This window comes from Rhizobium sp. Root1204 (assembly GCF_001424965.1).
Taxonomy (GTDB): Bacteria; Pseudomonadota; Alphaproteobacteria; order Rhizobiales; family Rhizobiaceae; genus Pararhizobium.
In genome coordinates this window covers 44,634-68,394 of record NZ_LMCZ01000009.1, presented here as the reverse complement: position 1 = coordinate 68,394, position 23,761 = coordinate 44,634, and the positions used below count along the sequence as shown (strand labels likewise).

22 protein-coding genes are annotated in these 23,761 nt (G+C 59.6%); 9 read left to right on the top strand and 13 right to left on the bottom strand.

Features of this window, described 5'->3' with window-relative positions:
• Together ASC96_RS11725 and ASC96_RS11720 are read right to left on the bottom strand one after the other, a co-directional pair.
• Entirely contained in the window at positions 1 to 1,158 is a 1,158-nt protein-coding gene (locus tag ASC96_RS11725; RefSeq protein WP_060503227.1) for an HlyD family secretion protein, read from the bottom strand.
• Positions 1,158 to 1,505, bottom strand: a complete 348-nt coding sequence (locus tag ASC96_RS11720; protein ID WP_060503340.1) for a DUF3302 domain-containing protein — start codon at positions 1,503 to 1,505, stop codon at positions 1,158 to 1,160. Before ASC96_RS11720 ends, ASC96_RS11725 begins: the two co-directional genes overlap by 1 nt.
• A 341-nt stretch (positions 1,506 to 1,846) precedes the next feature.
• Here ASC96_RS11720 and ASC96_RS11715 point away from each other — a divergent pair, with 341 nt between their 5' ends.
• The gene (locus ASC96_RS11715; protein WP_060503226.1) at positions 1,847 to 2,152 is read left to right on the top strand and encodes a hypothetical protein; all 306 of its coding nucleotides are present in this window, start codon (positions 1,847 to 1,849) and stop codon (positions 2,150 to 2,152) included.
• Between the two features lie 359 nt (positions 2,153 to 2,511).
• On the opposite strand, the gene ASC96_RS11710 is transcribed toward ASC96_RS11715, so the two are convergent.
• From ASC96_RS11710 to ASC96_RS11665, 10 genes are all read right to left on the bottom strand, one after another.
• On the bottom strand, positions 2,512 to 3,219 hold the full coding sequence (locus ASC96_RS11710; RefSeq protein WP_060503225.1) for a hypothetical protein: 708 nt from the start codon (positions 3,217 to 3,219) through the stop codon (positions 2,512 to 2,514).
• Between the two features lie 167 nt (positions 3,220 to 3,386).
• The gene (locus ASC96_RS11705; protein WP_060503224.1) at positions 3,387 to 4,694 is read right to left on the bottom strand and encodes a hypothetical protein; all 1,308 of its coding nucleotides are present in this window, start codon (positions 4,692 to 4,694) and stop codon (positions 3,387 to 3,389) included.
• A 22-nt stretch (positions 4,695 to 4,716) separates the two neighbouring features.
• On the bottom strand, positions 4,717 to 5,481 hold the full coding sequence (gene hutC, locus ASC96_RS11700) for a histidine utilization repressor (RefSeq protein WP_082512020.1): 765 nt from the start codon (positions 5,479 to 5,481) through the stop codon (positions 4,717 to 4,719).
• Positions 5,478 to 6,506: an alcohol dehydrogenase catalytic domain-containing protein gene (locus ASC96_RS11695; protein WP_060503223.1), complete on the bottom strand. Its 1,029-nt coding sequence runs from the start codon at positions 6,504 to 6,506 to the stop codon at positions 5,478 to 5,480. The genes hutC and ASC96_RS11695 overlap by 4 nt, the downstream gene beginning before the upstream one ends.
• A gap of 2 nt (positions 6,507 to 6,508) precedes the next feature.
• Positions 6,509 to 7,825 carry a histidinol dehydrogenase gene (gene hisD / locus ASC96_RS11690; RefSeq protein WP_060503338.1) on the bottom strand — a complete coding sequence of 439 codons (1,317 nt, stop codon included), beginning with the start codon at positions 7,823 to 7,825 and terminating at the stop codon, positions 6,509 to 6,511.
• A 44-nt stretch (positions 7,826 to 7,869) separates the two neighbouring features.
• Positions 7,870 to 8,670, bottom strand: a complete 801-nt coding sequence (locus ASC96_RS11685) for an ABC transporter permease (protein ID WP_060503222.1) — start codon at positions 8,668 to 8,670, stop codon at positions 7,870 to 7,872.
• Positions 8,667 to 9,611: an ABC transporter permease gene (locus ASC96_RS11680; protein WP_060503221.1), complete on the bottom strand. Its 945-nt coding sequence runs from the start codon at positions 9,609 to 9,611 to the stop codon at positions 8,667 to 8,669. The genes ASC96_RS11685 and ASC96_RS11680 overlap by 4 nt, the downstream gene beginning before the upstream one ends.
• Before the next feature lie 158 nt (positions 9,612 to 9,769).
• Positions 9,770 to 10,858, bottom strand: a complete 1,089-nt coding sequence (locus ASC96_RS11675) for a PotD/PotF family extracellular solute-binding protein (RefSeq protein ID WP_348270800.1) — start codon at positions 10,856 to 10,858, stop codon at positions 9,770 to 9,772.
• 60 nt (positions 10,859 to 10,918) lie between these two features.
• Complete coding sequence (locus ASC96_RS11670) at positions 10,919 to 11,968, bottom strand: ABC transporter ATP-binding protein (RefSeq protein WP_060503219.1); 1,050 nt, start codon at positions 11,966 to 11,968, stop codon at positions 10,919 to 10,921.
• Between the two features lie 40 nt (positions 11,969 to 12,008).
• Complete coding sequence (locus tag ASC96_RS11665; protein WP_060503218.1) at positions 12,009 to 12,782, bottom strand: glucose 1-dehydrogenase; 774 nt, start codon at positions 12,780 to 12,782, stop codon at positions 12,009 to 12,011.
• A gap of 547 nt (positions 12,783 to 13,329) precedes the next feature.
• Between ASC96_RS11665 and ASC96_RS11660 the strand changes: the two genes are divergently transcribed.
• From ASC96_RS11660 to ASC96_RS11625, 8 genes are all read left to right on the top strand, one after another.
• Positions 13,330 to 14,940, top strand: coding sequence for an arylsulfatase (locus tag ASC96_RS11660; RefSeq protein WP_060503217.1), 1,611 nt, complete (start codon positions 13,330 to 13,332; stop codon positions 14,938 to 14,940).
• 78 nt (positions 14,941 to 15,018) lie between these two features.
• Positions 15,019 to 15,996 carry a MoxR family ATPase gene (locus tag ASC96_RS11655; protein WP_060503216.1) on the top strand — a complete coding sequence of 326 codons (978 nt, stop codon included), beginning with the start codon at positions 15,019 to 15,021 and terminating at the stop codon, positions 15,994 to 15,996.
• Between the two features lie 9 nt (positions 15,997 to 16,005).
• Entirely contained in the window at positions 16,006 to 16,956 is a 951-nt protein-coding gene (locus ASC96_RS11650) for a DUF58 domain-containing protein (RefSeq protein ID WP_060503215.1), read from the top strand.
• Positions 16,956 to 17,483 carry a DUF4381 domain-containing protein gene (locus tag ASC96_RS11645; RefSeq protein ID WP_060503214.1) on the top strand — a complete coding sequence of 176 codons (528 nt, stop codon included), beginning with the start codon at positions 16,956 to 16,958 and terminating at the stop codon, positions 17,481 to 17,483. Before ASC96_RS11650 ends, ASC96_RS11645 begins: the two co-directional genes overlap by 1 nt.
• The gene (locus ASC96_RS11640) at positions 17,470 to 18,459 is read left to right on the top strand and encodes a VWA domain-containing protein (RefSeq protein WP_060503213.1); all 990 of its coding nucleotides are present in this window, start codon (positions 17,470 to 17,472) and stop codon (positions 18,457 to 18,459) included. Before ASC96_RS11645 ends, ASC96_RS11640 begins: the two co-directional genes overlap by 14 nt.
• Positions 18,456 to 20,012 carry a VWA domain-containing protein gene (locus ASC96_RS11635; RefSeq protein ID WP_060503212.1) on the top strand — a complete coding sequence of 519 codons (1,557 nt, stop codon included), beginning with the start codon at positions 18,456 to 18,458 and terminating at the stop codon, positions 20,010 to 20,012. Before ASC96_RS11640 ends, ASC96_RS11635 begins: the two co-directional genes overlap by 4 nt.
• A complete protein-coding gene (locus ASC96_RS11630) occupies positions 20,009 to 21,328 on the top strand; it encodes a BatD family protein (RefSeq protein ID WP_082512019.1) in 1,320 nt (439 codons plus the stop codon). The genes ASC96_RS11635 and ASC96_RS11630 overlap by 4 nt, the downstream gene beginning before the upstream one ends.
• Before the next feature lie 93 nt (positions 21,329 to 21,421).
• Entirely contained in the window at positions 21,422 to 21,727 is a 306-nt protein-coding gene (locus ASC96_RS11625; protein ID WP_060503211.1) for a hypothetical protein, read from the top strand.
• Positions 21,728 to 22,064: 337 nt separating this feature from the next.
• On the opposite strand, the gene ASC96_RS11620 is transcribed toward ASC96_RS11625, so the two are convergent.
• The gene (locus tag ASC96_RS11620; protein WP_060503210.1) at positions 22,065 to 23,606 is read right to left on the bottom strand and encodes a multicopper oxidase family protein; all 1,542 of its coding nucleotides are present in this window, start codon (positions 23,604 to 23,606) and stop codon (positions 22,065 to 22,067) included.
• Positions 23,607 to 23,761: the final 155 nt, after the last annotated feature.

Below are 23,761 nucleotides of genomic sequence, written 5' to 3'. Positions count from 1 at the left end.
TCAATGCTCGAGGAACACATAGTTCATCCAGGCGCTCATGCGCAGGAGGACTTTGCGAAGGATGGCAACGTGATGCCAATGATGGGTGTAAACAGCGACATCCGCGACCACACCGCCCGGAAGCTGGTAGGCGCTTGTGTCTTCGAGAATATCGATACGGGCGAGTGTTTGCCCCGCCTGCGAGCGCTCGGGCGATTGTGGATCGATCAGAGCGCCGGTGGGCTGGAGCTGCCCTTGGGCCATTACATCGATGATGGCGCCGACTTTTGCTTTAAAGATCTTACCGGGCACCGCCTTGAACGACACTTCGGCTTCGTCGCCAACGATCACCCGCTGCAACGAATTCTGAATGAAGGCCGCGGCAAGCATACGGTCCTCGCTATCGATGAAAACCATAACCGGCCGCAACGGCAGTGGATTTGCCATCATACCCGGACGAAGAAAAACCTGGGTAACGTAGCCATCGCCGGGCGCGCGGACCGTCGTTTGATCAAGATCGAACTCCGCGTTAAGAAGCTCTGCCTGCAAGCGGGCAACGGCCGGGTTCACGCCGTTAATCTCGGATTCGTAGGCCAACCGCGCCTGGCTGGCCTGGGCTTCCGCTGTGGCGACAGCTGCGACCTCGGTCATATAAAGACCACGCCGATTTTCGACGTCGAGTTCAGAGACTGCCGTGCCACCGCCGCGCGCCTTCGATTTTTCGTAAATATCAAGGTAGCGTTCATAGCTTTGTTTCGAGCGATCGCGCGTGGATCTGGCACCCTCGACAATTGCGGTCGCAGCATCCAGCGATGCCTTGAGCTGAAGCACGGCCTGCTTGGCTTCTGCGAGCGCCGCTTTTTTCTGGTCGACAGCATATTGATAGGGACGTGGGTCGATACGAAACAGGATGTCGCCCTTTTTCAAGGGCGCGTTGGCCTGAACCGGCACCTCAACGACAAGCCCACCCACAGCAGGAATAACCGGCGCGGACGTGAAGTAGATACGTCCGTCACCGGAATACGGGTGGTTATAGCTCATCAACAGGATCAACGAACCGATCAGAAAGATACCACCCAGCACAGCTGTTGAAACACTCCATTGATTCACTGGAATGCGGAAGATCTTGAATACTGCGATGCAAAGGGCGGTATAGGTGAGGATGAGGAGCAGATCCATCAGACAGTCTCCCTCGGCTCTTGTTTCAGTTGTAGCTCGAGTTCGACAACACGCGCCTGCAATACCGCCACCTCGGCATTGGCCTCGACTTCCGCCTGAAGCTTGCCGCTCGGCTGGATGCCCCAGCCTCGGTCCTCACGGTAAATCGTCGCCCATATGAACAAAAACGGCCAGATTGCGTGCAAGGTGAAAAGACTGACCCAACCAGCGACATGGATGGCATCCTGATGCGGGTGGTTCCGCGCCTTTGCAAGCAGATGAGGGATGTCGTGAATGGCTATGACACCATAAAACAACGTGAGTACCATGAAGAAAAGGACACCCAAAGCAAAGTAGTCTAAGAACACGTTCACCCCTCCCGCAGCAGCACAAGTTTTCCGACTTTTTACCAATTTCCCGGCGCTTAACCAAGCAGGCTGCCAACAATGATAGCCGTTATCTTAGGCTGTTTTCGAAGGAGGAGCCTGTAGCATCACGTAGCCTCTATCGGTCGAACTGGTAGACCATCCGATAACCCGCGAGGAACTCACATCTTACCGGCCGGTCACCCCCGATATTGGTCTTGCAGATGTAGGCCGCGTCGATTGCACGCGTGTAATCTCAAGTATGTTACCTCACATCTCACGCGCGCCATTATATCGTCGGGGCTTGTTACGATGAGACGCATCGCCTGACTGGAGATTTGGCCATGACGGAGCGGACTGGCTTCGAGTTGGAAGATGAGGGGCTGGCAGCTGCGCTTCGGCGATTTCCAACGCATGCGGCTCAGATGCGTACGTTGATCCAACGAAACGAGAGTTTTCGCGCAATGTGCGATGACCTCGCCTGTGTTGAGCAGGCACTTCTTTCGGTCGACAAAATGCCGAGCGAGATCCGCGATGAGCGCCGGCGCGAATTCACGGAGCTTGTCGACGGCCTGGCCGTCGAGATCGAGCGCACTTTGAGCCAAGTAAAAGTCATTTCAATTGCACGGTACATTAATCGTGGGCAATAGCAGAATAGTCGGGTCGCCCTGTGCACCGCCCCTGCCTTCGGCAAGTCAATGGTAGTCGAACGTCATTCGTGACCATCCTGAGCCCCTACAAGAGGTCAGAAGGCTGGCATTATTTTTCCACACCACCTGCAACGTCGATGACGGCGATGTGACGTTTTGAGGAAAATGGCGGTTTGCAGCCGCATTGGTAGGAGTGAGCTGTATCCTGCACTTGGGCTGGACAACGGTTTTCATTTTCGCGGTCTTCCGCGCTCCAGTTGTTCAGGAACGGCAGCCGATACCAACCATGATGAATAGCTGGATTGGAGCACAAAAGTCGGCGACGGGCATGCATCCGGCAGGCCCGTCGCCAGGCGGGTCTATTCCTTGACCACGTAGGTGTAGAAGCGGATCTTTCCTTCCTCCCTAACTTGATAGACACCTTGCACTTCGTAGGAAAACCCAGGGAACCTGTTGCAACTGTCTTCGAAGGTCAGGAAATAGTCGATCATCGGGTGCTCGCGGTCGTCGTAGCGTTCGCCAGGGACGATAATGCCGATTCCTGGCGGGTAAATCAGGGCTAGCGTGGCTGCGATACGGCCCTTGACCTGGTCCATCGGGACGAAATCGACGTCGTCGCCGATCAATGCTTCGTTAGCGTCGCGCGCTGACATTGCCTGCTCTGGGAAGGAATCGTAGCGGAAGCAGAGCCGCTGCAACTCTTTAACGTCCTTCTCGACGAAGAAATCTTTCATTTCCTGGGCCAGCTGCTTCAGCGTATAGCCGCGATACCGGGCTTCGTTGCGGGCATAGAGACCAGGCACAACCACCGACAGGGGACTGTCCGCTTCGTAGTGCTCCCTGAACCGCTCGCGGGCGGATAGCAGCATCGCCATCTTGCCTTCGCCGACAGCTGGGGTCATCAGAAACAGGATGCTTGTGAGGTCGTTCTTTTCCGGGATGACGTTGATCTCCCGCAAATAATTGGCAAGGATGGTCGCCGGCAGACCGCTTTTCTGATAATTGCCAGTTGCGCGGTCGATCCCGGCGGTCGTCAGCATAAACTTGGTCGGAAAGGTCGACGCCAAGCTTTAAGCATTTTCCGTTCCCGTCGCGATCCACGTGGCAAAGAGGCCTCAATGATAGCAGCGCTACCGGCGGGCCTGTTCGAAAGATTCACTTGCCAGGTTTGAAGGCACGCTCTGGGCTATGGTGTGTCCGGCCACCGCGCCCATTCCACCCGGACCAGCTTTGATCAGGTTTCAGAAACACAATCGAAAGCGGGATCAATACGATCCAGAAACCGTGACATCATGTCGCTCCCTGTCTCCGGTTCGCTCCCAACCATGACGGCCACGGCGATTGCTATCAGTGAAGAGGTCGGGTTGTGGCTCGATGCCCCGGCCCTGATATTCATCACAAGCGTCGGGCACAGGAAAAGTGCAAGCCGGATGACGCGGCGCCAATCGTGCGGAAGCATGCCCCGGGCATCCATCGCGCTCAAAAGAGGACGCCACATATTGTCGGCTTTCACGTCCAGCAATTTGCGTCGCACCGCGCTCAAATCCCAGTCGGTTTCCAGGAAAAGTGTTCCAGCCTCGTAGCGTGCAAGTCCCGAATATCGTTTTTCGGCTTCAGCTGGATCGTAGAGCCACAGCGGATGTGCAAAAATATTATGAAAAGTCGTCTTTACCTCAGCCAGAAGCGACGGCACGTTCTGTCCAGCAAAGGCCGGATCGAAATAGGATAGTTCCGCCCGGCCATCCGCCTCCGTGTACCAGACATTCGCATTGTGCGCATCGCCATGCGCGACAACGCCACCCGCGTCAGCAAGCTTGTCAGGTCTCAAGCGGACACTCGCAAGATCGAAGAGTTCTCCGAAGCTGTAACGATAGCGCTGGCCATTGATGACGATCCGGGCTTTCGAAAAAGTTCCCCAGTCAAGATCCACGCCTGGAAGAAGAAACTGCTGGCCGACATAGAAATTTTTGTAGCGCCCGCCCGGAATGGCGCCGGATTGCGGATCGGTGAGCCTGTCGTAGAACAATCTATGAATCGGCTCGGCCGCCACCTCCTGCGACGTTACGTCATGCAGGGTTTCCAGATAGACGGAAAGCACCCGGGCAGAAAGAGCCTGTTCTGCAGCGACGGCTTTCGATTCCGCCGCCGGGTCCGGCTGGAGATCCAGCGCCCGCAGCACATCGGAAAAGCGCGGATCGCATCGCCGGCGGTAAATGAGGATCTGTTCGCCCGGCAGAACCGACATATAGAGCGGTTGGTCAACAGGAAGCCCGGCGCGCGCAAGAATGTCGGCGCGATAATATTCGCCGGACATCGCCTCTTCACCGTCCTCCTGATGAAATTTGAAGAAGAAGGACTGGCGGCCGGCGTCGAAAAAGCCATTCAGCGAATTCAGGCTGTACTGATCGTGGTTGATGCGGACCTGCTCCGCCTTCAGTGAAAACAGATCCAGAAGCAGGCCGGCCAGGAGTGCTGTTGCCGCCGGCTCATCGGTTCGCGCCATCCGGCGGATATCCGCTGTCCTGCTGTTGCTTTCGGTCATCTTCATCTTCCAGTCTCTGACGTTACTTCAACGATGACGGCGCATAGCGGCTGCCAAGGGAATACCGGTCTCCGGCATAGGTGAGCCGGTTGACCGTCGCGACCTTTGTGCCGGACCAGGTGCGGCGGTGAAGCAGCAGGCAGGGAGCCCCCTCTTCCAGCTTTAGCAGCCGTGCGGTTCCCGCATCCGCACCGATGGCGGAAATGACATGTTCCACTTCGGTCATCGGCGTCGAGCGCTGGAGATAGTCGTAAGTGGTCATGACGGCGAAGTCTTGCTGCTCGTAGTCCGGCACGAGTTCGGAATTGACGAAGCGTTCTTCCACCTGGACAGGGACGCCGCTGTCGAAATGGACGACAATCGAATGGGCAACGCGGATCTGCCTACCGGCTTCGAAGGCTGCCAGGAGTTCGATTTCCGGCCTTATAGTCTCGAGAAGAATGACCTCGGCCCGATGTTCTCCGCCACGTCCGCTGATCTCGTTGGCGATGTTGGCGACCTCGATCAGGGTCGATTGCGGTTTGGGTGGCGCGACGAATGTTCCCACCCCCTGGATGCGCAGAAGATAGCCCTCGGATGTCAATTCGCGCAGTGCTCTATGAATGGTCATGCGCGAAACACCGAGTGCCGCCACCAGATCATGCTCGGATGGCAGCTTGCGGTTCTTGTCCCATTCGCCGCTGCCGATATGCGCAAGGACATAGTCCTTGACCTTCTCGTAGAGCGGGCTCGCATTGTCCGTCAGTGGCTTCGTCGCAGCCGGCTTTGCGTCGGGGGATTGGCTCACGGGCGGTACTCGTCTTGGGTAAACCGAACGATCGTTTTGAGACCCGTTGCGTCCCCGTTGAGAAGGCGTTCATAGGCCTGCGGTATGGCATCCAACGCGATTTCCCGATCGATCAACTCGGCAAGGGCGGCCGACAGTCCAGGAAGCATGGCGACCGCTTCCGGCAACTCGCTGGTAAAGGCGTGACAGCCGATGAGTGCTATTTCGCGCTCGACGAGCAAGTTCGGGTCAAGCTCGATGCGGCCGTGCGTGATGCCGACCAACGTCAGCGAACCGCCGCCACCAAGAAGGGCGATAACCTGCCTCAGGACATCGATATGGCCCGTCGCATCGAGCGCGTAGCGTATCAGCCGTCCAGAAAGCGCGTCGCGGAGAGATTCTGTGTCGAGAGTGACACTTGCGGCCGCGGCCACCCGCGCAACCAGCTCTGCGCGATCCGCGTTGCGGTCGCAGACAAGGATCGGGCCGTCGTGAAGACGCGACAGCAGAAGAGCAGCAAGGCCGCCAATCGGGCCGCAGCCGATAACGAGAACTGGCTCGCCCGCCGGAACCGCCTGCCGGCGAACCGCATGCAGGGCGACAGCCAGCGGCTCGGCCATGGCCGCAATGGCGGGATCAAGCGCCGGATCATGTTTCACCAGCAACCGCGCCGGCAATGCCACCTGCTCAGCGAAGCCGCCATCGCAGATTTCTCCAACGAAGCCGAGATGATCGCAGATGTTCTGCCGGCCGCTTCGGCAGGCAGAGCATTCGCCGCACCAGAACCGGGAATCGGCAACGGCGGTATCGCCGGGGCTGAACTCACGAACGCCAGCTCCGACCTCGGTCACCACGCCGGCAAACTCGTGGCCTGCAACTGAAGGCGATCGTGTGATCCACTGTCCCGTGCGAAAATTGTGAAGATCGGAGCCGCAGATGCCGGCGGCGGTAACAGCGACACGGACCCAGCCGGGCGCAAGCGTGCCGGGGATTTCGATATCCTCGACCCGAATATCGCCTGCAGCGTACAGCCTTGCCGCTTTCATCTTCACAGATAGTCCTTGCGAACATCGGAGACCGCATGCTCATGCGAGGAAAAACCCTCGTAGCGGGCCAAGGTACGGGCGTGTCTTGCAAACTCCGGATAGGCCGATGCGGTGACATAACCGATCGATGAGCGCTTGACGAAATCGGCCACCGATAGGGGCCCATAGGTACGCGCCCAGCGGCTTGTCGGCAGAACGGCGTTGGGTCCGAGACCGAAATTGCCGATAGAGACCGGCGTATGCGGTCCCATCAGGATTTCCGCGGCTTCCGTGATATGGCCAAGATGGGCGAAGGGATCGGCCGACAGGATTTCCAGATGTTCCGGCGCATAGTCGTTGATGAAGCGATAGCTTTCTTCAAGGGAGGACGTGAGCACGATGCCGCCACAGCGGCCGGTGAGCACCGCTTTCGAGAAGGCGACCCGTTGTTCAGTCATCCGGCCCCAGTGATCAGGCAAGGCGGCGAGAGCCTCGTCTGCGACCCGGCGGCTATGGGTAACGAGGTAGGCGGATGAATCCGGGCCGTGCTCGGCTTCGACCAGAAGGTCGAGCGCCGCAAGGCCCCCATTCACCGTATCATCTGCAAAGATGACAGCCTCTGACGGGCCGGCAGGCAGGCCCGGATCGATGACGCCGGACAGAAGCCGCTTGGCCGCGACTACGAACGGGCTTCCCGGACCAACGATCTTCAGCGCCGGCTTGATGGTCTGCGTGCCATAGGCGACAGCCGCCACAGCCTGTGCACCACCAACCTTGTACACGTTTGAGACACCGGCGAGACGCGCTGCAACCAACGTCGCGGCATCCACGGAGCCATCCGGCGCCGGCGGCGTGACAATGGCGATCTCCGGCACACCGGCGACGACGGCGGGAACGGCCGTCATCATGGTCACCGAAGGGAATGCGCCCTTGCCGCGTGGAACGTAAAGCGCAACGGACCGGATCGGGGTGAAGCGATCGCCGGCATAGGCGCCGGGACGCATTTCCTTCAGCCACATCGGTTCCGGTTTCTGCACCTCGTGAAAGCGCCGGATATTGTCAATGCCGAACCGGATGGCCGCAATGACATCCTCTTCCACCAGATCGAAAGCGGCGTCGAATTCGGCTTCCGTCGCCTTGAGCCGGCTCTCGTCCAGCTCTGCCTTGTCCAGATCGCGCGCATAGCGCACCAGGGCTGCGTCGCCCTCGACGCGAACCGCTTCGATGATCGGCTTCACCGTTTCCATGAAGCCGGAGAGGTCGGTCTCCGAGCGGCGCAAGAGCGCTGCACGGCTCGGCGCATCCAACGCGGAAAGATCGTGAAAGGAAACATCTGACATGGCTGTTTTTCCCGTTTCGCCGGCGCAACCCGCCGGCTTCTGCGTCATTTAGATTTGAGGAAGATTTCAAGACCGACGAGACGATCAAGCAGAACGATCGCCAGCGCCGCACAGGCGATGAAGACCACCGAGATCGCCGCAAGATCCGGCGTGATGATGGAACGGATGGAATTGTAAATCTGGACCGGCAAGGTGACGATACGCGCATCCGTCAAAAGTAGGCTCACCAGGAACTCATTCAGCGCCAGAATGAACATCAGCAGCGACCCGCTGATGACCCCGGGCATGACAGCGGGCAGAGTTACGTGAAAGAAAGTGGAGAGCGGTGGCGCACCACAACTGGCGGCGGCGAGCTCAAGGTCGGGATCAAGGCTGGAGGCGCTCGCGGTTACGGCCCAGATCATGAACGGCAGGTTGATGACGCAGCAGGCAAGCCCAACCGGCCAGAGCTGGCCCAGAAGCCTCGTCTCACCGAAGATCAGCATCAATCCGATGCCAGAACCGATGAGCGGGATGGTGAACGGCAGCAGAAGATAGATCTGCACCGACTTTTCAAAACGGATTGCGTATTTTGCAAGCGCGATACCAGCCAGCGTCCCCACCGGGATGGCGACGACCGTGCAGATTGCCGACACATAAAGGGAACGCAGGAAAGCATCCCACAGATCCCGCGAGGTGGCGATCTTCTCATACCATTTGAGGGAAAAACCCTCCGGCGGAAAAGTGATAATGTTTCCGGACGTGAACGAGGCCCCAAGGATCACGATTGTCGGCGCCGACAGAAGAACGAGTACCGCGACGACGAAAATCCAGAGAACGATGGTTTTGCTCAAGGGAGCGGTCATTGGCGCGCCCTCCCCATGGCCAACGTGCCGGCTCCGAACAGAGTGAAGACCAGACCAACCAGCAGGGAGCCCGTGGCGACGAGCAGGAGCGCCAGCGTCGAGCCCAGTCCCTGATCCGAGGTGCGGAAGAACTGATCGTAGATGGCGTTGGCGATAAAATCCTGGCTGCCGCCGCCAAGGATCGCGGGCATCGCGAAATCGGTGAGCGATAATGTCAGCACCACCAGTCCGGCACCAACCAGCCCCGGTCTGGCAAGCGGCAGCACCACGTGGCGGAAGGTACGGACCCAGTCGGCCCCAAGGGAGCCAGCAGCGGCTTCCAGCTCTTCCGGAATGGCGGTAAGCGCCGGCGCCAGCATCAAGACGGCGAAGGGTAGCATGTACTGAACAAGGCCGAAAAGCACAGCCCAGTAGTTGTAAAGAAGGCGAATCGGCGCGATGCCGACAAGACTAAGGGCCTCATTGACCATGCCCTGATTGCCCAGAATGATCAGCCAGCCATAGGCCCGCACAACCTGGCCGATGAAGAAGGGTAGAAACAGCGCGATCAGCAACAGCTTGCGGATGACCGGAGAGGACGTGCGCACCATCACATAGGCATAGGGAAAGGCGAGAATGAGGGTCACGGCCGTAACCATCAGCGATCCTGCGAGGCTGCGCCAGGCAACGACCGCAAACAGGCTTTCGGTGAAGGCCCGCCGGTAGTTCGCAAGCGTATAGGTTTCCGACATCAGGAACGTGCTCGTATCCAATGTCCGCAGGCTGGCATCGCCGATCTGCCAGAGACCCAGCACCAGAAGACCGACAAGCAGCAGTGCAGGTGCGAGCATCAGCCACGGTATTGCACGGCCTAAGCGCGCGGGCCAGACGAAGGCCGCGAAGGCTTCCAGTGCATCCATGATGCGCCAGGTCAGGGGATAGGCAGATTTCGCCGCTCGCATGTCAGTCCTTGTTCGGTACCTGGGTCCGTGCTCGGGAGCGCTCCCTCATCTGGTCTGTTGGCCACCTTTCCTGCGTAAACAGGGAGAAGGACCGGGAGGCAGACACGCTCGCTCCCTCTCCCCACCGGGGAGAGGGAAATATTAGGGCATCCGAGGGCTCAACCCTGCATGATGGCCTTGAACTTCGAGAACCACTCGCTTTCGTTTTCCACCTGCACCTTGGAGGAGATGCGGATCAGGTGTTTGAAAGCGTCTTCAGTGGTGGGATAGGAGGGATCGTCGACGAGATCGGCGGGCGGCTTGACGCCCGGCACAACGCCCGGCAGACCGAGCCCGTCAAGCCAGATCTGCTGGGCCTCGACCGTCAGCGAGTGGTTGATATACTCCTTCGCCCAGTAAAGCTCGTTTGCCGGCAGACCCTTCGGGATCCAGAGGCCATCCGTATCGAACTTGGCCCCTTCTTCCGGCACGATCCACTTGATATCGATGCCGTTTTTCTTGGCTTCGCGCGCATTGGTGGAAATCGTGCAGGCAGCGTCGATCTCGCCCTTCTGGAACCACGTGGTAAAATCCGGGTCTTCACCGAGCAGCGGCTGCTGTTCCTTCATCTTGGCGACGAAATCCCACGCTGGCTGCATGTTGGCCGGAATATCCTCAAGCTTACCGCCGCCGGCGACCTGCGCGGGGAAATGGAAGCCGATGCCGTCATTGTAGAGTGCGATGCGGCCCTTGTACTTGGGATCAAGCAAGTCTTTCCAGGACTTCGGCGCACCGTTGGGAAAGGCATCCGGACGGTAGGCAAGGACATAGACATAACCGTAGGTGTTGACGATCGGATAACCGTCGAGGCCCACCGGCTTAGCAAGATCGGTCGTATTCTTCAGGTTGGAAAGATCCGACAGATCCTCGGTAACGCCGCGCAGCGCCGATTTCGTGGCGTTGGTGGTCGTGTCCCAGTTGATGTGGATCGGTGGCACGCGGCCTTGGGCTACGGCTGCCCAAACCTTTGGCTGGATTTCGTTGTCTTCCGTCAGATCGTGGCGGACTGCGATGCCGGTCTTGGCGGTAAAACTATCGGAAACGCCGGCCTTCAGCGCGTCCACCCAGCTCCCGCCCCAGGCGCGAACGATCAACTCCTTCGGTTTTTCTGGCTCCTGCGCAAAAGCGCTGGACAAGCCCAGCGACGACAGGCTCGCAGCGCCGCCGATTGTGGCTGCGCCTTGCAGGAACCGGCGGCGGCGAAGCATCAAGGATGTCAGCTTATCTTCCCTCATAATCATTCTCCTCTGGTTGACCGGTTTTCCGGCTTACGGTTTGAATTCCAGGACATCGCTGGCGGCCCAGCCGAGATAAACGGCAGATCCGGCCTCCAGTTGGCTATGCGCAGACGGATCGTGATCGAAAACCCGCAGCAGCGCATCGCCAAGCGATGCGACCCGGACCTCGTAGACGACCCTCTCGCCCTCGAAAATGGCGTCCACGACCACCCCTTCGACAATCGTGTCGGTCCCCGCCAACCCGTCGCGGGTGGCAGCAATGCGGATTTTTTCCGCCCGGATTGCCCGGCGTTCGCCGCCCTGCGCATCGAGGAAATTCGTAACGCCGATAAAATTGGCAACAAAAGCATTCGACGGGCTCCGATAGGTCTCGGTCGGCCGCGCCTTCTGCTGGATTTCCCCACCGTCCATGACAATGATCTCGTCCGACACAACCAAGGCCTCCCGCTGGTCGTGTGTCACATTGATCGTGGTCACGCCGAGCTCGCGCTGGATGCGGCGGAACTCAAGCTGCATTTCCTCACGCAATTTGCGGTCGAGAGCTGCAAGCGGTTCATCGAGCAAAAGCAGGTCCGGTTCGAACACCAATGCGCGGGCAATCGCGACACGCTGCTGCTGGCCGCCCGACAGTTCGTGCACCCGGCGCGCGCCATAGCCGCCAAGACGCACCATATCCAGGTAGCGTTCGACCCGTGCGGGGATCTCGCGCGCATCACTGCGCCGCATTTTCAGAGGAAAGGCGACATTTTCCGCTGCAGTCATATGCGGAAACAAGGCGAGCTTCTGGAATACCATGCCGATTGATCGCCGATGCGGCGGCACAGCGCTGACGGCTGCGCCGTTAATGAAGATTTCGCCGCTTGTCGGACGCTGGAAACCCGCGATCAATCGCAGCAGCGTGGTCTTTCCTGAGCCGGAAGGCCCCAGAATCGTCAGGAACTTACCCGCCTCCAGATCGAACGACGCCGACCGGACGGCATGGACCCCGTCATAGACCATGTTCACCGCCTTGACGGATACGGCAACACTGGCCTCCTCCGATTTGGCTTTGATCGACGATCCGTTGAGTACAGCCGGCATTATGCTTTCCTTCAGCGGCGCTCCAGCCGCATGTAAAATGTCAGATCGAGGCAAGATAGCCGCCGTCGATCGGTATGCAGTGCCCGGTCACATAGCGCGAAGCGTCACTCGCAAGGAAGACGACGGCGCCCGCCACGTCTTCCATTTCGCCGAAACGGCGCTGCGGGATCTTTTCCAGCATCGCCTCCTGCCACGCTCCGTCCTGATAAAAGACATCGGTCATCGCCGTGCGAAAATAGCCGGGTGCAATGGCGTTAACGCGTATGCCCTGCTGCGCCCATTCGGCGGCCAGCGCATGTGTCATACCCATCAGACCGGCCTTGGACGAGCCGTAAGGCACTGCTGTGGGGACACCCACATAGGAGGTCAGCGAGCAGAGATTGACGATAGCGCCCCTTTGCCCGAGCGCAACCATGTTGCGCGCAGCTGCTTGCGCGCAAAAGAAAGCACCCTTCAGGTTTGTTGACACAATCCGCTCCCACAACGCCTCGTCAACGTCGAGCGCCGGACGGATTTCTTCATAACCGGCATTGTTGATGAGGATATCAAGCCCGCCCAACGCGTGCGCGGCAGCATCGATGACAGAAGAGCAGGAATCGACGTCGCGGACGTCGTGCGCATAGGCAAAAGAGCGCTTCCCCATATTGCTGATACGCGCTCTTGTCTCCTCAAGACCCTTGACGTCACGCGCCGTGACTGCGACATCCGCCCCGGCAGATGCGAGCGCCTGGGCTATTGCCTGCCCGAGACCACGGCTTGCACCCGTCACAAGTGCTTTTCGCCCAGTCAGATCGAAGAGTGCCGGTACATTCATCGGGCGTGCCACGGGTCCAATTGTTGTCTCTACCCCCTCATAGCATCACCTTTTTTGAAGGTTGTCTATACATATATGTACAAATAATAAGCTCATCCGGCGAGTGAGCAAAAAGCAGTCAATTTCAAATTGATTGAGCGGTACATCATCTTGTGGACACCCTGCCGAAATTGCATTTCAGACATTCCACCCTGGCTGTTGCCGCCAGTTTTTCTATTACAGCACGCAGATATGCGGCAGGCGTAGCGTTCAGCGACGCGGCGATGGCCCGCTAACCCTGCGAAAAAACGGGCGTTGTGCTGGCATCGGGGACACGTTCCAGGATGATCCAAATCGGGCCGACCGAGTGACGTAAACACACCATTCTGCGGGCTTGTTACATCCCGATTTCCACCTTGTTACCGTAACGTACTTCCGCCTACGCGGTTTTCCGGCAAACTCCCGAAGTCAAAGCGACATCCACGTCGGAGCAGATTCCGGCCTGCCCCGGCCAGAAGGAGAGCGTCATGTGCAATGACTTTGAACGCAGCATCAGGAGAACGCTGTCATGAGTAAACCCCTTTCGCGCCGACTGCTGAGCGCAACAGCCGCAGTGGCGATGACGCTGACGGCTGTACCGTTTACCACCTCCCCAGCGGTGGCCCAAGACGCCGCCAAGCCGAACATTCTCGTGATCTTCGGCGACGATATCGGCCAGACCAATATCAGCGCCTACTCCGACGGTCTCGTCGGATACATGACACCGAACATCGACCGCATTGCCAACGAAGGCTTGAAGTTCACGGACTACTACGCCGAAAACAGCTGCACCGCTGGCCGCTCGACATTCATCACGGGGCAATCGTGCCTGCGAACCGGCTTGTGCAAGGTCGGCGCGCCTGGAGCCCCCGTCGGGCTCCAGGCTGGCGACATCACCATAGCTCAGGCCCTCAAGCCGCTTGGGTACGCAACCGGCCAGTTCGGCAAGAACCATCTTGGCGACAAGGATGAATATCTGCCGACAAAACATGGTTTCGACGAATTCTACGGCAACCTTTACCACCTGAACGCCGAGGAAGAACCGGAAGCGCCCTATTGGCCGAAGGACGACCAGGAGTTTCTGAAGGCCTACTCTCCGCGCGGTGTCGTCAAGTCCACCGCTGATGGCAAGGTGGAAGACACCGGACCGCTGTCAAAAAAGCGGATGGAGACGATCGACGACGAAACGACAGCAGCGGCCATCGACTTCATCGACCGCCAGGCCAAAGCCAAAAAGCCGTTTTTCACCTGGATGAACACGACACGCATGCACGCTTTCACCCACGTTCGTGATTCCATGCGCGGACAGAGTGGCATGGTGGGCAACGAGTACGCGGATGGCATGGTCGAACACGACGGCGACGTCGGCAAGCTTCTGAACAAGCTTGACGAACTCGGCATCACCGACAACACCATCGTCATCTACACAACCGACAACGGCCCGAACCAATGGTCCTGGCCGGACGCCGCAACAACCCCCTTCCGCTCCGAAAAGGATACGAACTGGGAAGGCGCGTTCCGTGTCCCCGCCATGATTCGCTGGCCGGGCCACGTCAAGCCGGGCCAGGTCTCCAACCAGATGATCTCCGGCCTTGACTGGTTCCCGACGCTTGTCGCAGCTGCTGGGGATCCGGATGTCAAGAACCGCCTTCTGAACGGCTGGACGCCTGCGGGAAGCGAAACAAGCTTCAAGAACCATCTCGATGGCTACAACCAGATCGACTTTCTGACCGGAAAATCGGACAAGAGCGCTCGCTCGGAATTCTACTATTTCGATGACGATGGAAATCTGGTCGCGACCCGCTTTGACGACTGGAAAGTCGTGTTTCATGAGCAACCGGCTCCCGGTGGCTTCGCTGTATGGCAGACGCCTCTCGTCACGTGGCGCGTTCCGAAGCTGTTTAATCTGCGCATGGATCCGTATGAACGCGCCGATATTGTTTCCGACCAGTACAACGACTTTCTCGTCAGGAACGACTACCTTCTCGTGAAGGCGCAGTTGAAGGCTGCTGCATTCCTCCAGACATTCGTGAAGTATCCGCCGAGCCAACGTGGTGCGAGCTTCAATCTCGAGGGCGTTCGCGCGCAGGTGGACAAGGCGATTGACCAGTCCTTCAAGGATCGTGGCATCGAGAAATAGCGTCGGCCAACGCTCCTATGACAACAACCTTCGGACGCGCCCAGGCCGTGCGTCCGGTTCACGGGAACGGAGTTCGGCATGACGGCACGCGACGACATACTCGCCCTTGGCCAACGAATCGGCCAATCCATCATCGGCCAGGAGGAAATGGTGGAGCGCCTCTTGCTCGGCCTGCTCGCCAATGGCCATCTCCTTGTCGAAGGCCTTCCCGGCCTGGCAAAGACCAGGGCAATCAAAAGTCTGGCAAAGAACCTGAATGCGGAACTGTCGCGCGTTCAGTTCACGCCGGATCTGCTTCCGGCCGATATCACCGGCTCGGAAGTCTATTTCAGCGAAGGCGGCAAGGGCGAATTCAAGTTCCAGCAGGGACCAATTTTCGCCAACCTGATCCTCGCCGATGAAATCAACCGCGCACCCGCCAAGGTGCAGTCGGCACTTCTCGAAGCAATGGAGGAACGCCAGGTCACGGTCGGCGGCAAGAGCTATCCATTGCCGGAATTGTTCATGGTGATGGCCACCCAGAACCCGATCGAGCAGGAAGGCACCTATCCGCTGCCGGAAGCCCAGCTCGACCGTTTCCTGATGCATGTCGAGGTCGGCTATCCCGACGAAACCTCCGAGGCCGCCATCATGCGGCTGGTGCGCAGCGAAGAGAGCGCTGACGGGCGAAAAGCCAGGTCAACGGCAGCCGAACGGCTGGATCCGCAGGCAGTCTTCGATGCGCGCAAGGAAATCGGCGCGGTCACCGTGTCGGGCCCTATCGAGAAATATATCGTCGCTCTGGTCTTTGCGACACGCTATCCGGAGCGCTACGACAAGGATCTTGCCAAGCTTCTCCAAGTCGGCGTCAGCCCCCGCGGCGTCATCGGTCTCGACAAGGTATCGCGCTCTTACGCCTGGTTTAAAGGCCGTGATTACGTCACCCCGGATGATGTCAAAGCCGTCGTGCACGATGTCTTCCGCCACAGGCTCATCCTGTCCTATGAGGCGCACGCTTCGGATACGACACCCAACACGGTCATCGACCGCATCGTCGAACTCGTCGCGGTATCGTAAGGAGTGGCGATGCCCACGACTGAGAGCACGCAAGGCGTTCATGTCTCTACCGACCAGCTCGTGGCGTTGGAAGCGCGTGCCCGTGACTTGAGCTTCGTCCAGAAGTCCCGCAGCCACCAGCAGCTTTCGGGCCGCATGCAATCCTCGATGCGCGGCCGCGGGCTGACGTTTGAGGAATTGCGCGACTACCTGCCTGGTGATGACATTCGCTCCATCGACTGGCGGGTGACAGCGCGCACGAACAAGCCCGCCGTGCGCGTCTACAGTGAGGAGAAGGAGCGGCCGGCCCTCATCATCGTCGACCAGCGCATCAACATGCTCTTTGGCAGCCGGCGCTCGATGAAATCGGTGACCGCGGCCGAAGCGGCGATGCTTTGCGCGTGGCGCGTCCTTGGTTCCGGCGATCGGGTTGGGGGCTTCGTCTTCAACGATACCAGTATCGATGAAGTCCGGCCGCACCGCAGCCGCGAATCGGTGATTACGCTCGCGGCCAAAATCGCGGCTCAGAATGAGAGCCTCGACGCCGCATTCGCCGGAACGCCATCGCCCGCGGCGCTGGACACCGTGCTGCAACGCGCAGCAGGCGTCGCCCATCACGATCATCTTGTGATTGTCGTCAGTGATTTTGATGGCCACAGCACCACGACGCGGGATACCCTTCTCCGGTTGGCGAGCAGGAACGACGTCATCTGTATCCTGGTCTATGATCCTTTTCTCCTCGACCTTCCCACGTCAGGCGACATCGTGGTCAGTGGCGGCCGGCTGCAGGCAGAACTGTCGCTGAACCGTGCCGACATCAGGAAGGCGATCGATACGTTTGCCCGGGATCGTGGCAGGGAACTGCGTGACTGGCAGCGGCAACTTGGCCTGCCAATGCTCCCTGTCTCGGCGGCAGACCAAACCGCGCCGCAACTCCGCCGTCTCCTCGAGCAGGCCGCCTGGCGGCAGCGGAGGCGTTGATGGAACCCGACAAGGTGGCGCCTCTCGATCCGCTGACAAAGCTCGCTCTCAAGCAGCTGAAGGACATATCGGTTCCAGAGCCAGTGTCATGGATGCCGCAGACTTGGGGATGGGGGGTGGTCGCCTTTCTGTTGCTGTGCCTGATCGTGTTTCTCTCGCTTCAGGCACTTCGCCGCTACCGGGCGAACGCCTACCGCCGGCAGGCGCTTGCCGAACTGCGCGCCATCGAACTGCGCATCCGGGAACCCCAGACCCGCCACGACGCTGTCGACGAGCTTGCTGAACTTCTGAAGCGTGTCGCACTCGCCGCCTGGCGGCGCGAAGACGTCGCGGCTCTATCAGGAGCGGCCTGGGTCGATTTTCTTGAAAAGCATTCAGAGGCTGGCACAGCGCAATCCTTGCGGACGCTGCTCGATGCTTACGAATACCGCCATGATCCCGGTTCAGGCGGCATGCCCGACACCGTCTTCGATGACTACATTTCCTCGGCGAGGTCATGGATCGGGCGGCATCATGTATCAGCTTGACCTTCCCTGGCTCTTGGCTGTCATACCGTTGCCGTTCCTGGTGTGGCTGCTCCTTCCCGCCCATCGCGAGACGGCCGCATCGGTAAGGCTGCCATTCTTTCGCCAGGTCGCCGAGGCCGCTGGCATCGACCCCACGGAAGGTTCCGTGATCGCGCGGCGCAGTTGGACACAGCTGCTCTGCGAAACGCTCGTCTGGTGCCTGATGGTCGTGGCCCTCGCCCGCCCCCAGTTCGTCGAACCGCCGATCGAGAAGGTCGAACCACAGCGCGATCTGCTGCTGGCGCTGGACCTGTCACAGTCAATGGATACCAAGGATTTCCGTTCGCCTGACGGCAGCACTGAGGCCCGCGTCGATGCGGTCCGCAAGGTGGTTGCCGATTTCGTCACGAAGCGCCCTGGCGACCGCATCGGGCTGATCGCCTTCGGCGACGCGCCCTACCCGCTCGTGCCATTCACAATGGATCACAAGACGGTCCAGGCGGTGATTGCCGATACGCTTCCCGGAATTGCAGGCCCGCGGACGGCGCTCGGAGACGCCCTTGGGCTTGCCATCAAGATGTTCGAGAAGACGACCGTACCCGAAAAGGTTCTGATCGTTCTTACCGACGGCAATGACACGGCCAGCCGGATGCCCCCGGCGAAGGCCGCTGACATCGCCAAGCAGAAAAAGGTGGTCATTCACACGGTCGGCATCGGCGACCCGAAGGCGACCGGCGAAGACAAGCTCGACACCTCGATCTTGCAGAAGATCGCCACTGATACGGGCGGGCATTATTTCTTCGGACAGGACCGGACACAGCTCGCAACCATCTACGACACGCTCGATAAGATCACACCGCAGGACCAGAAGAACCTCTCCTGGCGGCCGCGCATCGAGCTGTTCCACTGGCCGCTTGGATTGGCGATCGTCATCCTTGCCGCATATTATCTTTTGGCCGGACTGGCAGGGCTCTTCAGAAGGAGGGCATCGGCGTGATTGAAGACTTTCACCTGTTGAGGCCGTGGTGGCTGCTGGCGCTTGCCCTCCCCGCAATCATCGTCTGGATATCGTCGCGCTCTGCCGATACACGCCGCCAATGGAAAGGCATGATCGAGCCGCATCTTCTGGACAGTCTTGTCATAGACAGTTCATCCGGGTCGCGCATGCGCCCGTCATGGCTGCTGGCCCTGGTACTGTCTTTGGCAATCCTGGCTGTATCCGGGCCGACTTGGGAGCGGGAGTTGCCCCCCTTCGTCGAGGACACTGCTCCACTCGTCATCGCCGTCGATCTTTCTCCAGCCATGGACGCGATCGATGTCAGCCCGTCGCGGCTGGAACGTGCCAAGCTGAAGATCAAGGACATCATCACCGGGCGCTCCGGTGCGCGCACCGCAGTCGTTGCGTACTCCAGATCCGCCCATCTGGTCCTGCCGCTCACCGAAGACGGGTCGCTGATCGAGACCTACACGGATGCCCTGGCGACACGGATCATGCCTATCGATGGCAAGGATACGGCCAAGGCTCTCGAGCTTGCCGAAACCACCCTTGCCTCGGAGGATGTGCCAGGCACGATCCTGTTTCTGACCGATGGGATCGAACAGAAGGCATTCGATGCCTTCAAGCTCAAGTCGAAGCAAGGGATCATTGTGCTGGGCATCGGCACGCCTGACGGAGGCCCTGTGAAAGGCGCGGATGGCAGTTTTTTGACCGATGCAGCCGGAGGGCGGGTCACTGCAAAGTTCGATGTCGAAGGCTTGAAGAACCTCCACGCGCTCACCGGCGCGGATGTCGCCACATTCACGGACGACGATACCGATGTTCGGTGGGTATCGCAAAGAATCCGCACCAACTTCGCCCAGAAACGGGCGGCCGAAGGAGATCACTGGCAGGACGCCGGATGGTGGCTGATCGGTCCATTGCTGCTTCTGTTCGCTCTGTCTTTCCGCAAGGGCTGGATCGTGCGGGTTGGCGTGGTTCTCCTTTCCGCCCACTTGTTACTGCCCTCGGATGCCCAGGCCGCCGACTTTGCCGGCATGTGGCTGACACCGGACCAGCAGGGACGGATGGCCTACGAGAAGGGCGATTTCGAAGGTGCAGCAGCGCATTTCGCCGACCCCATGTGGAAAGGAACATCTTTCTATCGCGCCGGAAAATATGCCGAGGCGATCGACGCCTTTGCCACCGTTGATAGCGCCGAGAGCTGGTACGATCAGGGAAATGCGCTGCTGCATCTCGGCAAGCTCGATGAGGCGGTCACCGCTTATAAGACCGCGCTGAAGAAGCGGCAGGGGTGGCCCGACGCCGCCGCAAACCTTGCCATTGCCGAAAGGCTGGTGAAAGTGAAGAAGGACGAAGAGCAGGAGCAGCAGGACGACCCGAACCTGCCGCCGGACAGTATCCAGTTCGACAACAAGGGGAAACAGGGCAAGGCAGGCAAGATCAACATCGCCGAGCAGACCTCGGAACTCTGGATGAAAAATATCGTCGTCAGTCCGGCCGACCTCATGGCGCGCAAGTTCGCCATCGAAGCCCAGGGAAAGAAGCCATGATGCTGCTCCGCGCCGTCGTCGCATTCTGGCTCGTGCTGGGCTCGGTGGCCTTTGCAGCCGAACCTTTCACGCGCGTTGCCATCGAAGTTAAGGGCAGCATCGTGCCAGGCCAGCAGGTTCGGATCACGGTCGACGTCTTCGTGCCGGATTTCTTCACGTCGCCACCAGAACTTCCACTGTTCGACCTGCCAAACGCGATGGTTTCTTTGGTCGATGAGCGCTCTCAGAACCTTATCGAGACGATCGACGGCGTGCAGTATGCCGGAATCCGGCGGACGTATGCTGTGGTTCCAGAGACCTCCGGAACGTTCACGCTGCCGCCTGCGGTGATCACCCTTGGCTATTCGCAGGACGGCAAGCCCATTCCAGGCCAGGCAGTTCTGCAGCCGCTGAGTTTCACAGTTGCCGATCCTCCCGACAGTTCCGCCGCCACGCCGGCGTTTCCCGCGCGCGGCGTGACGATAACCCAGTCTTTCGATCGCGATCCATCCAAGCTGAAGGTCGGCGACGCAGTGGTTCGAACGATGACCATCTTCGCCGAGAACACGCAGGCGATGATGATCCCGGCCATCCCAGCCGTTGCCGCCAACGGCCTGAAACAATATTCGAAATCGCCGCAGCTCGCCGACGGCGTGGAAACCGAGGACCGCAGGACGGGAAGCACCCGGACGGAAACCATAACCTATGTTGCCGGGACGGAGGGAACGTTCGAGATCCCCGCCATCTCCTATCCCTGGTTCAACGTCGATACGCGGGCCAGCGCAATGGCTACGCTTCAAGCGGCCACAATGAGGGTGGCAGCGCCCGCTTCGGCTCACACGGGGCTGGCGCCTCAGCTCGAGCAGGAAGTTGACACCAGTGCACACGCCTGGCTGACCAGGAAACATCTTCTGGCGGCAGCGGCGGCTGCCATCGGTTTAGCGGCGGCAGGCTATGTCCTCCTCCGCCTGTTGCCCTGGATAACAGAGAGACTGCGAACGCGCAGGAATGCACGCCGCAATTCCGAGCGCAGTGCGTTCGCGGACTTGATCGCGTCGATCGGATCCGAGGATCCCGGCATCATCTACCGTCATCTGGAAATCTGGACTCGCGCAGCAGGCTACAAATCGATCGCGGACTGGGTTTTGCAATGCGGCGACGACGATGCCGCGACGCAAATACGCAAGCTGGAGAGTGAACTCTTTGGTGCCGGTCGCAATCGCCCCGGTCTTGACCGGGCGGCACTGAGACACGCTATCGAGGCTTGGCGGAAAATTCCAAAACCGGGGGACACCAGGCATGCCGCCTCATTGCCCGGACTAAACCCGATCGCCTAAACTGGCGGAGGAAAGCTCGTGCAAGAAAGTTTGGGTTGACCGCTGTCGATAGCAAAGCGACACTCTGCTTGCAGCAAAGCTGGAGACAAAGCGATGGACGAACCAGGCAGGTGGCGCCCCATGGGCAGCGCACCGAAAGACGGTAGCCGTATCCTCATCACGGTCCGCCCGTCTGAACAGGGGCCGGCGGAAGTTGACCTGGCCTACTGGTCGAATGGCGATCAGTTCGGCGTAGAAGGTTGGCGCGCCTCGGATTCTTCGCCTGGCTGCGTCATTGAATATGCCGAGCCGGAGCTGAAGTGCTGGATGCCAATGCCGTCCGCCAATGGCAATCGCACATCCATGCCCTTGCCCTGGGAAGGCGACGACGCCCAGCGGTTCGACGGATCGGGAATCTAGCGAACCCGCTGCGGCGTATTGCACGCCCGGCAGCCCTGCTGTGAAAGCAAGACAGCGAACGGCAGTGAGGATCAGAAACGGGGGCAGAACAGACAAGGGGAAGACGTACATAACCGTTTTCCCGGCCTGCTTCCCCTGATGGGTGAAGCTCGGTATTTCCGATACGATCCGTTCTATGGCTGCTATCGCTTGCCCGAACGAGTATCCGGGAACTTGGCTGCCGCCGACATCGGCGAAGGGAAGCCCATGGGACCGGCACAGCGCTCGCAGTCCCTCAATGAAGAGGCCCACCGCGAACGGCGTCGCGGCGAGCCTTTGTTTCATTCGCTGAACCGTATCAGGCTCGAACGTCAATCGTACCCATCATGCCGAGCTGTTCGTGCTCAAGGATGTGGCAGTGATACATGCGTGGGCCTGGCATATCCTGACGCAGCAGTATCCTGACCGTCGCGCCTGCCACGATATTCGCGGTATCCTTCCAGGCGCGATAGGGTGGCGTGGTGATCTTCCCGTCCTTTTCATGCTCGACAATCTGAAACTGCGTCCCATGCACGTGGAACGGATGATCCATGTCCGCCTCGTTGACGATTTCCCACAGTTCGACCTGCCCGGCTTTCGAGACCTCATCGATGCGGTTCATGTCAAAGCTGGCGCCGTTGATCAGGAACTTCATCTCCATACCGCCGGAAGACATGGACTTGTTAGCGTGATCCATGCCCTGCATCGGCATGCCGCCATGATCCATTCCACCCATGGATTCCGTCAGAACAAAGCGCCGCGTGACAGCCGGTTTTCCAAGGGGCCCGATGGAACGTAGTTTTGCCGGTAACGGCGGCATCGCGGCCACCGCCTGTTCCGATACGTTTGCCGTCAGCAAAACCATCCCGGCTTCGTTCGGCTTGCCCGGCCCCATCCAACCACGCTCATAATCAAGCGTCGTGAGCCTGGCCGCTCCCGGCTTGTCGAAGGAAACGATCAGTTCAACGCGTTCAGCCGGCGTCAGCAACAGCTCATCGACGGCGACGGGCGATTCGATCAGGCCGCCGTCAGTGCCGATGACGGTCATGCTGGCATTCTCGAACCTGAGCCGCAGGAAACGGGCATTCGTCGCGTTGAAGAGGCGCAACCGGCGCTTTTCGCCCAGCGCAAAAGTCATAGCCGGATTCTTCTGCCCATTGACGAGGACGTGATCGCCAACCCGGCCGTTCATCAGATCGATCATCGTGCTTTCCGGCATCGTGCCGTCGGCGCCAATCCTCAGATCGGTCAGCATGAGGATCGTGTCGCCGTATTCCGGCGGGATTGGATCACTTTTCGGTTTGACGATAAAAATCCCGGCGAGACCACGATAAACCTGCTCGGCGGTCAACCCATGCGGATGGGGATGAAACCAGTAGGATGCGGCGCTGCCCTGCGGAAGATCAAACGCATAGATGCGCTCGCTCCCTGCGGCGACGGGATCACTCGGATTGCCGTCCTGGTCGGCCGGCACCGGCATGCCATGCCAATGGATGGTGGTCGGCTCAAATGGAATTCCGTTCCTGAAACTGACCTCGACTTTGTCTCCCTCATATGCCTCGATCACCGGATTGGCGCCGTTATAAAGGAGCACAGGCGTATCGAGTCCCTCGGCGAACCGGACAAAACCCGGTTCGGCCGCGAGTTCTGCTCTGAACATGCCAGGCGCGGCCGACTGGTTGGACAGACGCGGCAACGCCTTGAGTGGCTGTCCTTCCGGCAAAACGGGGTTGGCACCCGTCATGGGCATGGTGTGATTACCGTGACCGCCCATGCCGCCCATGTCATGCTTCATCTGGGCAGCCGCAGGTCCGGCAACGACGAGACCTGCAAGGCCCGTCAGAAAAGTCCGCCGATGCATTGATCGTCTTCCTCTCGGTCGTTTGACAGTCAGCGGCAACGCCGTTCAGCTCTGTCCTGAAACGGCTCACAAGAGCCGCTCTTGATTGCGGCATGCTCCGCTCGGCGCCCCATGCCCGGCATCTGTCATGTCGCGCCGTCGCATCGGATTTCTCC